Source organism: Pseudomonas sp. Pse79 (assembly GCF_024519615.1).
Taxonomy (GTDB): domain Bacteria; phylum Pseudomonadota; class Gammaproteobacteria; order Pseudomonadales; family Pseudomonadaceae; genus Aquipseudomonas; species Aquipseudomonas veronii.
In genome coordinates this window covers 1-15,691 of record NZ_JALJRR010000016.1, presented here as the reverse complement: position 1 = coordinate 15,691, position 15,691 = coordinate 1, and the positions used below count along the sequence as shown (strand labels likewise).

The 15,691-nt window shown below is 53.2% G+C and carries 11 protein-coding genes and 1 pseudogene; 2 read left to right on the top strand and 10 right to left on the bottom strand.

What is annotated here, in order from left to right:
- Nucleotides 1–70: 70 nt before the first annotated feature.
- The 6 genes from NR164_RS19935 to NR164_RS19910 all read right to left on the bottom strand — a co-directional run bounded on the left by NR164_RS19935 (nucleotide 71) and on the right by NR164_RS19910 (nucleotide 8,670).
- Complete coding sequence (locus NR164_RS19935; RefSeq protein ID WP_256823158.1) at nucleotides 71–1,801, bottom strand: hypothetical protein; 1,731 nt, start codon at nucleotides 1,799–1,801, stop codon at nucleotides 71–73.
- Nucleotides 1,798–3,525, bottom strand: coding sequence for a hypothetical protein (locus tag NR164_RS19930; RefSeq protein ID WP_256823157.1), 1,728 nt, complete (start codon nucleotides 3,523–3,525; stop codon nucleotides 1,798–1,800). Before NR164_RS19930 ends, NR164_RS19935 begins: the two co-directional genes overlap by 4 nt.
- A gap of 97 nt (nucleotides 3,526–3,622) precedes the next feature.
- Entirely contained in the window at nucleotides 3,623–4,375 is a 753-nt protein-coding gene (locus NR164_RS19925; protein WP_256823156.1) for a hypothetical protein, read from the bottom strand.
- 121 nt (nucleotides 4,376–4,496) lie between these two features.
- Nucleotides 4,497–5,909, bottom strand: coding sequence for a hypothetical protein (locus tag NR164_RS19920; RefSeq protein ID WP_256823155.1), 1,413 nt, complete (start codon nucleotides 5,907–5,909; stop codon nucleotides 4,497–4,499).
- A gap of 43 nt (nucleotides 5,910–5,952) precedes the next feature.
- Entirely contained in the window at nucleotides 5,953–6,957 is a 1,005-nt protein-coding gene (locus NR164_RS19915) for a hypothetical protein (protein ID WP_240968540.1), read from the bottom strand.
- A gap of 1,389 nt (nucleotides 6,958–8,346) precedes the next feature.
- Nucleotides 8,347–8,670, bottom strand: a complete 324-nt coding sequence (locus tag NR164_RS19910) for a hypothetical protein (RefSeq protein ID WP_157717969.1) — start codon at nucleotides 8,668–8,670, stop codon at nucleotides 8,347–8,349.
- A gap of 176 nt (nucleotides 8,671–8,846) precedes the next feature.
- Here NR164_RS19910 and NR164_RS19905 point away from each other — a divergent pair.
- Together NR164_RS19905 and NR164_RS19900 are read left to right on the top strand one after the other, a co-directional pair.
- Nucleotides 8,847–8,998: pseudogene (locus tag NR164_RS19905) on the top strand (transposase domain-containing protein); the annotation flags it as partial.
- Between the two features lie 209 nt (nucleotides 8,999–9,207).
- Nucleotides 9,208–10,827, top strand: coding sequence for a methyl-accepting chemotaxis protein (locus NR164_RS19900; RefSeq protein ID WP_256823154.1), 1,620 nt, complete (start codon nucleotides 9,208–9,210; stop codon nucleotides 10,825–10,827).
- Nucleotides 10,828–11,103: 276 nt separating this feature from the next.
- Here NR164_RS19900 and NR164_RS19895 read toward each other — a convergent pair whose 3' ends face one another.
- The 4 genes from NR164_RS19895 to NR164_RS19880 form a co-directional block, all read right to left on the bottom strand.
- Nucleotides 11,104–12,168 carry a 2,3-butanediol dehydrogenase gene (locus NR164_RS19895; RefSeq protein WP_226926362.1) on the bottom strand — a complete coding sequence of 355 codons (1,065 nt, stop codon included), beginning with the start codon at nucleotides 12,166–12,168 and terminating at the stop codon, nucleotides 11,104–11,106.
- A 417-nt stretch (nucleotides 12,169–12,585) separates the two neighbouring features.
- Nucleotides 12,586–13,173, bottom strand: coding sequence for a hypothetical protein (locus NR164_RS19890; RefSeq protein WP_046385092.1), 588 nt, complete (start codon nucleotides 13,171–13,173; stop codon nucleotides 12,586–12,588).
- Entirely contained in the window at nucleotides 13,170–13,742 is a 573-nt protein-coding gene (locus NR164_RS19885; protein WP_046488820.1) for an RNA polymerase sigma factor, read from the bottom strand. Before NR164_RS19885 ends, NR164_RS19890 begins: the two co-directional genes overlap by 4 nt.
- A gap of 38 nt (nucleotides 13,743–13,780) precedes the next feature.
- Complete coding sequence (locus NR164_RS19880) at nucleotides 13,781–15,403, bottom strand: VWA domain-containing protein (RefSeq protein ID WP_256823153.1); 1,623 nt, start codon at nucleotides 15,401–15,403, stop codon at nucleotides 13,781–13,783.
- Between the last annotated feature and the right edge of the window lie 288 nt (nucleotides 15,404–15,691).

The following is a 15,691-nucleotide window of genomic DNA, read 5'->3' as shown; positions in this document are numbered from 1 at the left end:
ATAAGCGGAACGACTATCATCTAACGTTTATGCCACTGCGCCAAATGAAGCCCAGCGCAGTCGAGGTAACTTAATTAGCGCTACTGCCTCCGCCTATAGTTGAAATAGCCATTTCATAGCTAGCTTTAAAAAAGTGGACTGGGATCGGGTATCGATAATATCTACATGCTATAAGCAATAATGGGAATTGCGATCGCTCAATCGCACTTAATCTATAGAAGCTAGACGAGAGATCTGCCTCATCAAAAATCGCCCGTAGGTACTCAAACTTGTCACTTGGTATCTTCACGTGCGAGAGCGTAGCCCCGTGCGCCGCCTTGCCGGATAAGAAATTATCTTCGGAAGCGGCATCGGGAAACCAGATTTGAAAATTGCAATGTTGTAAAACTTCGGATTTCAAACCGCGAATATTATTGTACGATTCGTCGGCAGCTGTAAGAGCACAGAGCATCGCCAAACTCGGATAAAGTATGGAGCCTGCTGTAACCTCTTCAAAATAGCCTGAGTCTGCGCGTGGATGATGAATAAGCTCATGATACTCGCTTAAGTTACATGGATAGGTACTTTTGATTGCCAACCGAAACATGGAACCAGTAACGATCTGCTGCAACCATTCCGCTGAATTATTATCAACGCCGAAATCCAGCCCCATAAACCAAAATGCGAGCACTATATCTATAGCATGATCGTCTTTAACTGGCGAATTTAACTCTGGGTTATTTTCAATCATATTTGCCATGACTTGCTGAAGCGTAACTATCTGTTGAACTGTACTTTTACCTATTTCAGTTTCTCGCTGCTCTTGAGAGTACCTCTCGAACAGCCAGCAAAGATGCAAACCAGCGATTGCCAACCGCCCCAATATATCAAATAGCTTCAAATTCACATCAATTGATGCGGAGCCACGTATAGCAGCCGATAACGCGTGCAAATTTGATGTGCGCGGCATGATAACGGAAGTAATATATTGAATGGATATCTGAAGCTGCAAGCTGCGTATCGCGCCGTAAATAGCCGTAACGGCACGGCAAATTTTAATAGTTCCTTGTGTGTGAGCCTTTGTGGCATCCCATCCCTGCAGCACGGCGAATTCCGAACTTAGATATGCACTTTCAATATTGCCTTGCTCACGACACCAAGAATATAGTATCCACAGACAGATATAAAGCTGACGGCTTGCCATCAAAACTTTTTCTGGATTGCATCTATCGACATCTAAAACCAGACCAACCAACTCTTTAAAGAATCCATGAGAGGCCTCAGGCTCGTCAAGAATAGCTAGCGACTTTCTTAATAATTTCCTGCAGTTCTCGGGAAGTAATTCCTCTCGAAGAAAATGCTTTTCAATTAAATTCGCGAGCCTTTCACCATCCCACTCGCTGAACCGCAAGTTATCTTTGGTATGACGTTTGATATAAGAACTAACTTCTAACCGGACTGTCTCTTTTATATTTCCACCGAAACACAAACATATTTCAATTGGTTTGTCACGATGCTCGAGAGGAAGATGTGTTTGAATATAAACATCTTGGATTTCATCAAGCGAAGGCCTTAAAGCCTGATCGGTGTTATTCCAATCTGTTCGACCCAGATTGCCAGACTTAACAGAAAATAAGTAAACGGTTTCCGGTGCGCCATCAATGCTGCCAACAGCTGCAACGTCAATCCCGTATTGACGACCACCTACACCTGGTTTTGAAAAAACATCTAGTCCCATCTGGGACAAAAGATCTGGCAGCAGCGCGTCCAGTTCGCCTCTCTCTTTTAGCGAAGATAAATACTCTCTAATAATTAGCTTCACTTAGAAATCCTCGTCGCTTTGGACACTCGAAGAAAATACTCGAGCTGGTGATGTTCTAGGTAATCCAAGGAGGGAAATTCCATTGAGGCACTTACGCTGTGCATTGGTGTTTCCTGCCTCAGCCTTTCGCTGCCGCTTCCAGGATATATATAGTTAATCGAACTATTGCCGTAAAGTATCACCGATGGCTTACCCATTAACTGAGTAAGGAGTGAATCTTTTCTAGCCCCCTTAAAAGATTCCAGCATTTCTCTGTGAAATTTCAAATTGTATGTTTCTCTCTGTGCAGCGGAGGGCTGCAACTCCTCCGCACCCTCAGCAACACTCAATCCATTGTGATATTCGGAGAGCGCGTCGTCGAATGCATTTAGAGCCTTCTGAAAAAAGCTAGGATGCGGCCCCCACAAGCAATTTATATATTTTTTCACACTAGAAGGATAGCTCATACCTAATGGATAATATAAAACACCGACTAAGGCATCTGCCTTCTCAGGCAATATAGCCATCATAGATATGATATAGCTGGCGGCACTGACAGGATATACAAAAAAATAAGCACAGGCTTTTTTTGCAAGTAATACGTATGAGTCAGGAGGCAAGGCTCTTAAAATATTTGCATCAACAGAAATAGGAATCCCCGAGCGGCCATCACCTGCTACTAAAGTCGCTATAGATCCGGTCAATTTGTAATTATTAGATAGTAACCATCTAGTAATTAAAATCTCAAGAAACGACCTGTTTTCTGCCTGCGATAGGAGATATGAAAAATGGCCAAAACCTGAAAGAGTTAAGCCCTCATGCTTTTCTAAAAGTTTCTCTACAAACTCCAACGCCTCTAAAAACCTATCAGCAATAAAATATTTGTGCAGACCAACACTCACAACGTCTAAAATAGTTTTATCAACAACTTCAATTGTTTCAAGAAAGCCCAATAACATGTAGGTAAGCTTTGGAGCTCTCACAATATCTATCATCGCAAACGCATGCGCTGCGGCTCGAACAACGAGAGGGCGATGATCTAGTAAAATCTTCTTGATAACTGCAAGACTCAATGACTCATTATTGCTGCCCGGAGTACTCGCTATTGAAATTAATGCTCTTAAGGCTATGGAGCTCTGTTCTTCATCACTCGGGACCGAGACAAGCTTCTCAATGGAAATAATAGTTTTCTCTAGAGCTCCATCTGCACCTTCATACGAAAACCTAGCACAGGCCATCAGCGCCTGAATACGAGTTATGGCGCACTCTGACTTTAAAAGTAACAAGGCTCTGGTGTGAAAAAAAGGAAAATCATAAGTCGATCCCGCGATCAGAATAGGGCTAATGAGCGGGAGTAAAATTGACGACTCTTGCGCTACTTCAAGAGCGCTCCGCGAACGAGCGCGATCTTTTTTACAGTAATCTTCAAAAGCTTGGATAGTTCCTGCCCCCTCCATCAGCCCTTCAACATGTACCACGCAATCTAACACATCGGCAATAGGAGCTGAAATCGCCAACAAAAACTTATTAAATAATGAAACTAAAGCAAAAGCCTCATAACCAATATCTACTTTTTCTAGAGATTTAAACTCTGACAACACATCAAGATCGCCGCTGCGTTGAAGCTCAACCAATACTCCAACCACCCCAGCTTTAGCCTTATCCTCCTTTAATTTACCTCTCAAGATGTGCATAAACTGGCCCCGCGAAGCTGCCTCCCTTAATTGCTCTAATAACAATGACATAAATTCCCCCCCCTCATTTTCGCCCCTAGCTTGAGAGCGCGAACCATACAAGCATTCCAATTAACGTCATATCCAATCTTCAGCCAAACACTTAAGTTCAATAAGGGAAATTTTTATGCCAGTTCGGTTTCTCTTGCATAGCACTTATAAAATAATCAATAATTTTTTTTGCTGACAGATAGGGTTCCGGCGTAAGAATAATTGCCTTCCATACTGTATCTATTTCCGGTCCGGAGGACCGACGATCTTCAGTTTTCATATGAACTATTCGGTCTCTAGTATTCTTTAGCTGCTTATAAGCCTGCCAGCATCGCCCGCCCTTTGGTGAGGCGCAACACAAAATCTCCGGCAGAACTTCTGTCAGTTTTTCGTCTAACGAAGTGAAGCGTTCTATTGTCTCTTTGTTAGCAGCCTCTAGAATGACTTTACTTTTATTATGACGCGCATAAAAATAATCTGCAGGTATTGTTTCGTTAGCGAATGCCTCGATAGCGGTGAAAGCCAAGACAATCGACTCGATCATTTTCTCAATATAGTTAAATGCGTCCTTATCAGTCGGAAAATTGACTTCCTTATGGAGCGTTTTGTCTATACCGCTTAGGTCACGAATCTCACCTGCTGAAATGAATGCTAACGCAGATGCATTAAGAAGCAAGGCCGAAGCATTAGGCAACGGAATTGTTAGATGCTTTTTCTTTGTTAAAGAAATTATTGTAGATACTGTAATGCGCGTACCTTTAGGCGATAAAATTCCGGACCACGGTGAAACCCAGTCCTCAGCCAAGTAGGAAAATGTTTGAAGCCTCCAATCATTACTGGCTTGAGCATCTGAGGGCTTAACTGGTTTCATTTGATCCCTTGCCTGCAACTTAGATAGAGAGTCGAAGTTTAAAGCTACACGCCTTTATTTGTATCTCACGAAAAAATTGAAATTGAGCTGATCTCCAAGAGCAAAGATATGCTACACATCATCACACGTAAGTTACCAATATAAACGAGGTAATCTTGAAGTACGCCCTTATCCCCATGCCGAAGTTAAGAGGAATCGGAGGCCTAACTTTTGGCATCGGTTTCATAGGTTCAACCTGATGCTGAGGTTGAACCGTAGAACCGCCTTTGGAAATGGCTGGGATTTCGTAAACGAATGCAAAAATGACGATCCCTAAGGCACTCACGCCCAGCATCGATAAGCCCCACCTGCTTACGCGAGTGAACAGCTTTTCTACTTCGCCAATAGGCTCAGCAACCATTTTTCTATATTCTTCGCCGGATAGAAAACGGTATAGCTTTGGCTGCCACTCTTGGCGCACTCTCTGTTGAATGGTAATGAATTTCCGTCCCGACACCACGCTCATGATGGTATAGCCAAACGCCACGCCCATGACTAGGGAAATTAGGTAGGGATTGATCTGCACTGTGAGTCGGGCTGCGATCAGGCCAAGGCCGACCGTTAAAGCTGTAGCTATCGCGGCTACAGCTTGGCGGGTTGCATCTGTCGCTTTTGAAGTTTCCTCAGTGACAGCCTTGCGCAGTTCCCCTAAGGACTTAAGGGTGTCCTTGGTGATCTCCGACACTGCCATTTGATAGGCGATCTTGGCGCAATCAAGTGCGCCTCTGAGGTATTCCCTGAAGTAATCCCCTGCCAAGCCGTCGGCCCTACCGGATCGGGCGATTTCCGCTGATAGGAGGATGTGTTTTACCTCAGCCTCCCTCGCACTGTCGAAGACCCAACCAGCTGCTTCCTGGACAATCTCAAAACTTTCAAGCGACGCTTCCTCACCTCCATCTGCCATATGGCTGATCGTGAGGCTTAGCTTAGGTGGTCCTTTAAAGGTGAGCGTGGTACCAGTGGAGTCGATCTCGTTTGCAAAGCAGCGAGTTAGATAATTGAGCGCGTGCGCTGCCCAGATCACTTGGAATGGGTCACTTGGCTCGAGGGCATAACCTTCTGCAAGCAACCAATGCCGAACGTCTTCTGGAACAGTGCGAACGTTCGCCGATTCTTTAACCAGTAGACGAGGCGGCTTGGTGGCTGGTGATTCCATCAATGGTAAGGATTCGGTCCATCCACAATAGATCCTGGCCCGGGTGCTGAACGCAGAGGTCAACCCAAGGATGCGCCAGCATGACGCACTATGGCCCCTGCGGAGAAAGCCCCTATACCCAATCTCGGTGGCGATAAACAGATCATCAGAAGCACTTTGTTCGGAAGATAAGGGCTTTTCGAGCGCAATACGAAAAGGTCCAAAATCAGCATCAACCTCTTCAATACCGTATTCAGTGCCATGGCTATCGGCAATGCTGAATGGCCAACCCCCTTCGGCTGCAGCACGCGCTACTTCGAGAGTGGTTTCGGCTGACAAATTTGAGGCGACGAGACTCATCGCCCCTTCCGTGATCAAAGCTTTGTGAGTTCTCGCTAGACAATTAAGTAGTTTGACCAGGCTTAGGTGTGACAACGCTGTCCTCCATGACCTTATCGGTGTCAACAATGATCTGTTTTCTGTCTCCGTCAAGGTCGACTACCAGCACATTAGGATTCTCGATTTTGTCCGGGAACAGAATCGTCACGCCCTCGACCGTCATAATCTTGCGCATGTAGGGCTGCCGGAAAATCCGCCGATCTGGCTTGAAGCTTATTTCATGGATTTTGCTCCCCTTCACACGCCTGCGGGTTTCACGCTCCAGCCTGTTAGCAACTTTATCGTCTTCCGGATGGCCCGCCGCCGCCATGACCGCCTCAACAATTGCCTCTTCATCAATTTTTCTACGAGCGCCCAGGGAAGCCTGTGCCCTCTTAACGGCCCGAGGCACATCCTGGTCAGGCAAATCAGCCTTGCAAGCTTGTAGAGCACCCTTTATCAATTTTCGAGCTATCTCACTCAGCTCTGTATCGGAGACAGCTCTGGTGACAGAAAGGAAATCGGCGAAATAGTCTGCAAGGTCAGCACCTTGCTTGGTCCGGTCAGTCGCTGAGATATTGTGATCTGCTACGCCATCGACGACACGCACCAGCGCCGTCTTCTGGATGGCCTTCTTATCATCCACCAGGGCCGTAACTATTCTGCGAAAGGCTTGACCTGGAGATGACTCATTTTGCTCAAGGGCAAGCTTGTAGTCATATTTGATCAGGCTGTAGATTTTCACATCTGGATCTGCGACTTCAAGCTCAAACATGCACAGAACGCCGTCCGCGCTGCCGCCGACGTGTTTGCGATTAAAGCTGGCAGCCAAACTCTGCGCTCCATGCTCAAAAGAGACATCGCCGGTCGCTATGGACTCGATTTCTTGGCGCGTTGTGGAGACCGACTTGAACATGAAGACTGGCGTAGCCGCCATGTCCTGTATCTTGCCTATGAAGAACGCCTCCTCTTCCAAAGAGCGCTCAGGCATCGCCAGAAAGTCCTTGGGGCCAACCACGTGTAGGATCATTCTACTGATCCTCAACGACTCTGATTCTTCGTCCGTAAAAAAGCTCATACGATCTCCAATAAAAGCCCAGCACTTCCTAGTTGTTATATGGCGTGCTCGCGTTAGCGCGTTTACAGCAGATCACCAGCGAGCTCCGCCTGCGCTCTAATTGCGGGAGCCGCCTATAGTGAGGTCAAAACACAAGCAGTGTCCAAATAAACTGGCAAGCGGCCATTATTGGAAGCCGCGCTTAAATCGGCTTTTCAAATACTGACGAGGTGGAACTCTAAAAACCTCCAAGCTCCCCGCTCATGCCTGAAGTGGTCCCGAGCCAAACCCCATCTTACTAATAGCAGCCAGATCAAGCCGCATCAGATGTAACACGTCTAGCACTTGTAACACCTCATCACGCGAGCGTCTCACAGAAGTGTAACGACTATAAAAATCATAAATATCAATATGTTAACCAGCTCCGTTACACAAGTAACACCTGTAACACCGATTTTTAGCCCCCCCTTGCCCCTTTTGAGGAAAAGCCTTCAGCGACGGAGGTCATGACCATGCTTCTAAGACGTTAAACTCAACCGGTCCCTCGCGAATTTGACTCGATACGGGGTAGAAAACCCGCCTGATCGTGTCAGCGAAAAGGTGCCCAGCTTAGTGAACAGGTGAACGGGGTAAACTGCTGTTCACCCGTGCATTTGCCCTATGAATCGGGAAGCCGCTGGGGACCCTGGGCAGTTCGGACAGACACGGGGCATAGAACCCGCCGGATCTCGTTAGCGGCTGGGCTCCAAAGTTAGTTGACTGGTTGACCGAGTTGACCGGGCCAATCGTTCACTATCCTGAACGAAACCCATGACCTTTACAGATCGGGTAAGGATGCCCATTTCTTTTCAAGATCCTTTCAATTTCAACGTTGAAATTTCAGTAAGCTGGTGCGGCTGCCGCTACCACGATCCCGCGGGTTTCATGCCCCGTACCACCTTAATACTCCCAGGGGCCCCGCCAGTTTTTGGCACCAGGGCTAGCTTCCGTCGCCGAAAATTCGAATAGCTGCATGCCACCCTGTAACGACTGCGAGACCGTGGGTTGAATAGAGGGTGCGCCTTAATGGCATTTCCCAATTCCCCAGCTACTCTCCAAGCCGCCAGGTGCAGAACGCTTGCCCCACAGCAGACGTGCGCTGACTTTCTGCGTTACACGCAGGGGCAGCGTTACATCGGATGTACGCTAGACCTCTAAACTGTGTAACGGCCCTAAAAGCCAATGAAAACGGGCGTTTGGCGATAGGCGTTACACGAGTAACACGCGTTACACCGGTTTTAGAGGGGGCTGTGTAGGTGCTCTCATACTACCGTTCCAAACTGGCCCTCATGACCAGGTGAGCGCTGTACCGCTGTTGGTCGGTTAAAAATAAAAATGACGCAGCCAAGGAGACAGCCAATGCCAAGATTTATCATCAACAAGAACGCCCAGGCGAATGGTGATCATGAAGTCCATGATGCGACCAACGGATGCCGGTTCATGCCTTCCCTTGAAAACCAGGTCGAAGTTGGCACCTATCCCACTTGTCATGGAGCCGTAGCCGCAGCTAAACAAAAATGGTCGGATAGCAGGATTAACGGCTGCTACTACTGTTCCAACCAGTGTCACACCAGCTAGTAACCCAAAATAGATGGCAGCATTGCATAGGGCATTAATGGGCCAGGCGAGCTGGCCGTGTATGCCCACATGTATGCCTAACCGAAAACCTGTCTGCTAGCCCCAGTAAATACTGGGGCTTCATAGCCCAGTTCAAACGACGCCGGGAGTTTCTGGCTGTCTCAGACAGTCTACGAAACACCCAAGGGAACGGCCTCTACTTCAGCGTGAAACCTAACGGACAACGGTCTTGGCTGGATCTCGGCGGCCAACGCGCAGCTGCGCTGATGAGCCTGATCCAGCCAACTAAGCTCAATGGGCATGATCCATCTGATTATCTCAAGGATGTACTAACCAGCGCGCCAGTAAGATCGCCGGGTTGTTGCCGCATAACGGGTTACCGTTACGCAACCTGTAATGCCCATTCGGTTACCGCGCAACTCGCATGAAAGTCCTTGTGCATGACGGCTTCGGGAGCTGGCTCCCCCCGCAGATTGAAGCAAGGCAAGCTCCACCGGCCAGGCGTTCGCCAACCACATCGCCTTTCGACGACATCCTTAAAGTTTCCGGCTTTGAGTCGATATCCTGTTGAACATATCAACAACCGTTGGAAAACAGGAATCTTGTATGCACCTTAGAAATCTCAACGTAGCGCCACGCGCTGCCCTGTTTTTCGCGTTGATTATTGCGTTGGTTTTTGTGCTCGGCGCATTCGCAGTCGTGCAAATGGGCAAGCTGAGGGACTCCGAAAAAGACGTCGAACTCAATTGGATGGCTAGCATCCGACAAACGGGGCTGATGAACAGTACAGCCCTTCGCTTGAGGCTCGAAACACAGCGTGGCCTTGCTGACCCTCAGTCGATACAAAAGACGATTGATAGCTTCGCCAGCTACCGTAAGGCGTTCAACGATGCGGTGGCGAATTATGAGCCTCTGATAGCGAGTGATAAGGAGCGTTCGTTTTATACACCGGTAAAAAACAGCGCCGATGCCTACTCCAAACTAATGGATAGTCTTGAACCGTTGATGAGGCAGGGTGACGTAGCGGCTGCGGTCAACCTGGTGAGGACCGGCATCCGCCCTCTGACGAACACGATGGAAATGCAGATCAAAGACTTGACCAACTTTAACAACGACGGCGCGGCGCAGGCTGGGCAAAACGCAACCGATCTTTATAACAATGGGTTGTGGTTGGTTGTCGGCCTTATTGCTGCCGTTGTCGCCCTGACAGTTGGTTTGGCATTGCTGTTGACGAAAAGTATTACCTCTCCGATTAAAGATGCCCTGTCTGTCGCGGAGCGTATCGCGGCCAGCGACCTCTCCAAAGAGGTATTGGTCAGCGGGACTGATGAAGCCGGACGACTGTTGAAAGCCCTCGCGCAGATGCAGACAAACCTGCGAACTACAATTATGCAGATATCCGATTCGTCCACCCAACTGGCCTCTGCGTCAGAAGAGATGACAGCGGTCACTGAGGAGTCGAGTCGGAGTCTTGTCGCCCAAAATGACGAGGTCAATCAGGCTGCCACAGCGGTCACAGAAATGAGCGCAGCTGTTGATGAGGTCGCTCGTAACGCGGAGTCGGCTTCCGAAGAGTCAAAGCGTACCCAGGGCTATACCGAAATAGGTTTGGAGCGAGTGGCTCAGACATTGAAGTCCATTCAAAAGCTGAACGGGAACGTTGAGAACACGAGTGAACAGATTCAGGGGTTGTCAGATCGTGCCCAGAGCATCACTAAAGTTGTCGAGGTGATTCGGGCCATTGCAGAACAAACCAACCTGCTGGCTTTGAACGCGGCTATCGAGGCAGCACGCGCAGGCGAGCAAGGCCGTGGGTTTGCGGTAGTTGCTGACGAAGTAAGGGCGTTGGCCCATCGCACTCAGGTGTCGACACAAGAAATCGAGCAGATGATCGCTGCCATCCAGAACGATTCTGATCTCGCCGTGAAGGCGATGAATACGAGCAGAGACCTGGCGACCGAATCACTTGGTGTCGCCCAAGAGGCCAGTACCTCGCTGGATCAAATAGCCACCGCCATTGTTCAGATCAATGAACGTAACCTCATGATCGCCACGGCGTCTGAAGAGCAGTCGCATGTTGCGCGTGAGGTTGATCGTAATCTGGTCAGTATTCGCGAGCTGGCAATTCAGAGTGCTGCGGGTGCCAGCCAGACGGCCAGTGCAAGCGGTGAGATGTCAAAACTGGCGGTCAACCTGAATCAGTTGGTTAACCGATTCGCGGTGTGAAAAAGGCGCCGAGCGAAATTCATGCTTGGGGCATATCACGCCTCGATAGATGACTTGACCAAACGCGTGCTGATGTCGGCACGCCTGTCTGGCAGATGTGCTGATGCAGCGCTTACCCACAAGCCCAGGCCGGACGGGTGATCGGTGGCGACTCGCTACTCGTCGGCAAATTCCGGCAATACGGCATGAGAGGCCGTCGATAGACTCCATCAGCCGCACGCCACCCTTGCCACTCACAACGAAGTGGCAAGGGTGACGTGCTGCTCATCGCTCGCTTCAGACCCGAGCGGGCGACACGATGATTTTCACGTTGTGCTCCTTATTCTTGACCAACTCCTCAAAGCCCTGCCCCACGATCTGTTCCAACTGGATACGCCCCGTCACCAGCGGCGTAATGTCCAGCCGTCCATCGGCGATAAACGCGATCACGTCGGCGAACTCGCCGTTATAGGCCAGCGCGCCCATTACCTGTTTTTCCGTCGCCACCAATTCGAAAAAGTTGAACTCGCTGGGTTCCTCGAAGATCCCCACCAGGACGCACTTGCCGGCCTTGCGGATCAGGTCGATTGCGAGTTTGGCCGTGTGTTTGTTACCGATGCATTCGAAGCTGACATCCGCGCCGAGCCCGCCCGTGAGGCGGCGGACTTCGGCCAGGGCGTCGCACTCATTGGGATCGAGCACATGGGTCGCGCCCACTTCCCGGGCCTTGGTCTTGCGGGCGCCGGACATTTCCAGCGCGATCACCTGCGCCGCACCGGCCGCCTTGGCGCACATGATGGTACACAGGCCGATGGTGCCGGCACCGACCACCACTACGTTTTGCCCGAGCAGGCTTCCGGCTTTTTTCACTGCGTGCATGCCCACCGCCAGCGGCTCGATCAGTGCCCCGGCTTCAGCGGGAAAATTCGCCGGCAATTTGTACAGCAGGTTGGCGGGCACGTTGACCAGTTCGGCGAAGGCACCATTGTTCATCAGCCCGGTGAAGGCCAGGTTTTCGCAGATGTTGTACATCCCGTGGGTGCAGTAGTAGCACGTGCCGCAATGCTGGCACGCATCGGCCGCCACCGGCTCGCCGACGCTGAAGCCCTGCACGCCGGCGCCGAGTTCGACGATCTCGCCACAAAACTCATGCCCGAGGATGCACTGCCCCTTTATCCCGGTCAGCGGGTGCGGGGCGTCGACCGGTATGAACACCGGCCCGGCCACGTACTCATGCAAGTCGGACCCGCAGATTCCGCACCACTGCACGCGAATCTGCACCCAACCGGCCGGCGGCGAAATGGGCAGCGGGACGTCTTCGACGCGGATATCGTGACGGCCGTGCCAGACAGCGGCGCGCATGCTGCGTTGCGGATTGATCGAAAGGGTCATAGCGAAATCTCCTTGGAACGATTGGCCCTGGCGCCCCGCAAGAGTCCGCCAGGAGGGGCGTCAGCGCGGTAGCACAAGGTCCAGAACCAGTCGATTGAGCTGTTGCGGCATGCGACTCATGACGCCGCCACGGGCAGAACCGGGAAAGGGAGTTGGGCAGGACATCGGGCACCTGTTTTTATTATTGGGTCACCAGTCGGGCTGGTTACCAGAGCCAGAGCAAGGCCGGTGCCAGATCCGCAAAAGCACCTGAACAGGCCTTGCTTAGAGCGGTCCGCTGGAACCCCAGGGGCGGCCGCGATCGCGCTCGAATGAGACGCGCCATGTCAGACCACACCTGGTGGCGATGAGACGGCGAGACGTTGCGTCTCACCGCCCGCCCCGCGTTCAGCGCTTGCGCAACACCTCCAGGCGCGCCGGCAAGTCCTCCTGGGGAAAGCGCGCGTGCAACGCTAGCAGCTTCTCATCCGCCGCTTGGCTGTCCCCGGCCGCCCGCAGGTTGACGATTTCCTGCAAGCCCTCTTCCAATGAAGGCAGTGCAACCGGTGCGCGCTTGCTGAGCCTGGCCGGCGATTGATCCGACAACGCACCGGCAATTTCGGCTTGGACCGGCGCGCTTTCGGCTCTGGGCGCGACGGCCATCCGGGCCATCGGCGCGGGGGCCGGACGGGCGCTTTCTGGGTGGAGCGCGGAGAACGTCGCCGGGGAGATGTCGGGTTGAGGCACGGGCGAGCGCATGACCACGCCGATCATCAGCGCTAACCCTGCGACGGTGGCGAACGCCATCTGCCAGCGTGGGCGTTGGCAGGCGTGCAGCCAGCGTTGCCAGCGGCTGGGTTGCGGCGCTGGGGTTTCGCGGCGGGCGGTGGCGAGGATGAAGGCGTCGAGGGACGCCGGTGGCTCGCCGCGGCTGTGTTGACGCACGTGCTGGATGAGCAGGTCGTCGGGGTCGGGGGTGTATCGGGAGTCGGTCATGCGGGTATCTCCTCGGCCAGCAGGCGGCGCAGTTTCTGCTGGGCGTAACGCAGGCGGCTTTTCACGGTTTCCAGCGGGGCGCCGGTGAGGGCGGCGATCTGCGGCACGTCGAGGTCGCCATGCAGGCGCAGCAGGAAGACTTCGCGCTGGTCTTCGGGCAAGTCTTGCAACGCGGCGTCGAGACGCGCCTGGTCGCGGCTCAGGCTCAGATGCTGCTCGGGGCCGGCGCTGGCGTCGGGCTGGGCGTGCAGTTGTTCATCGTAACTGTCGTGCAACGGGTTGTGGATGCCGTGCTTGCGCCAATAGTCGATCAGGCGGTTGCGGGCGATCTGGAACAGCCAGGTACGAAAACTCGCCCGGCCTTGTGGCTGAGTGGCGCTGCGGATCAGGCTGAGCCAGGTCTCCTGATAAATTTCCTCGGCCAGTTCGGCCTTGTTGCTCAGGGACACCAGGAAGCGGTAGAGACCTTGGCGGTGCCGCGCGTATAAGGCCTCGAACGCGGCGCCGTCACCGCTTCGGTAGCGGGCCAGCAGCGATTCGTCGCTGGGTGAATCATCTGGAGCGGGCATGTCGGTGGCGAACTCCTTTCTGGTCGTTGTGTTCACGATCAAGGTTTGAGGCTTTGCGCCACTTCCACTAGTTGCACGAATTCATTGCGCAAGCCGAACGGGTCATTGCCCCGGGCAGAGCGGGCGAGTGCGGCGGTGTCCTGCAAACTCATGCTGCCAGTGTAGCGGCCATCGCCCTTGAGTTGCTGGGCGAAGGCGGCCACGGCGGCGCAGAAGCGCAGGTCGTCGCTGGCCTTGGCCGCGGCGTTGCTCACCGGCCGCTCGATCAAGCGGCTCGCACCACCGGCCGCGGGCTTGTAGCGCACGCGCAACATGGCCAACTCATCGGAAGCGCCCGATACCACAGGCGCGGCGGCATAGCGCAGCGGCTCCAGCCAGCCCTGCTGGCCCTTCGGTACAATTTCGTACAGCGCGGTCAGCGTGTGCCCGGCGCCGATCTCTCCCGCGTCGACCTTGTCGTTGTTGAAGTCCTCACGCTTCAACGCGCGGTTTTCATAGCCCAACAAGCGGTATTCGCTGACCTGGGCCGGGTTGAATTCCACCTGCACCTTCACATCCCGCGCCACCACCGCCAGGGTCGAGCTGAGTTGGTCCACCAGCACCTTGCGCGCTTCGCGCAGGGTGTCGATGTAGGCGTAGTTGCCGTCGCCCGCGTCGGCCAGCTGCTCCATCAGGTGTTCGTTGTAGTTATCCACACCGAAGCCGAGGGTGGTCAGCGACACACCGCTTTTGCGTTGTTCCACGGCCATTTGCTTGAGGCTGTCGAAATCGCTGACGCCGACATTGAAGTCGCCATCGGTGGCCAGCAGGATGCGGTTGATGCCCTGCTCGATAAAGCCTTCGCGGGCCATCTGGTAGGCCAGTTCGATGCCTGAAGCACCGGCGGTGGCGCCGCCCGCGCTGAGTTGGTCGATGGCGTTGCGCAGCTTCACTTTGTCGCGCCCGGAGGTCGGAGGGAGTACCACGCGCGACTCGCCGGCGTAGACCACCAGCGACACACGGTCTTGCTCGCGCAATTGATCCACCAGCAATTTCAGGGTGCTTTTCACCAGCGGCAAGCCTTCGCGGCGGTCCATGGAGCCGGACACATCGACCAGAAACACCAGGTTGGCCGGCGCCAGCTGCGCTACGGCGCGGTCGGAGGCCTTGATGCCGATGCGCAGCAGTTGGGTGCGCGGGTTCCACGGGGTGGCCGCCAGTTCGGTGGTCACGCCAAACGGCGAACCGTCGGTGGGCAAGGCGTAGTGATAGGGGAAGTAGTTGAGCATTTCCTCCAGTCGCACAGCGCCCTCGGGTGGTAGACGGCCTTGGTTGAGGAAACGTCTCACGTTGGCGTAGCTGCCGGTGTCGACGTCGATGCTGAAGGTCGAGACCGGCGTTTCGGCGACCCGATGCACCGGGTTGTCCGGCAGGTTGGCGTACTGCTCGCGGGGTTCGCTTTGGTAATCCAGGGTTGCCGACTCCTGCATCCGCATCGGTGCAGGCATCGCCTGGCGCTTGACCAACGCGCCCTGGACCGGCGCGCTGTGCAGCTCGGCGACGGGCTCAGTCGGTTTGGCTAAATCAGGGGACGAAGACAGCCCACAACCGGCCAGCGCCACCAGCAAGGTAACCGCAAAGCCCTGGGCAGCAGGACGCAGGAAAAGCAGAGGATGGGACATGGACTGAACCTCGTGAATGAATGATCCGTTCACAAGGTCAGACGCAAGGTGTGGGGTGTTCGGGTTAAACCCTGGACTAGATAACACCTCAATCAGTGTGGGAGGGGGCTTGCCCCCGATTGCCAACTGTCAGCCACTGCATCGGGCGACTGACCCACCGCCATCGGGAGCAAGCTCCCTCCCACCTTTGATCTTCGGTGGTGCCAGAATCGAGACGGTTAACTCAGCCCGGCGCACTGCCCCGCCTGAATCCTGGTTTAGATAACACCTCAATCAGTGTGGGAGGGG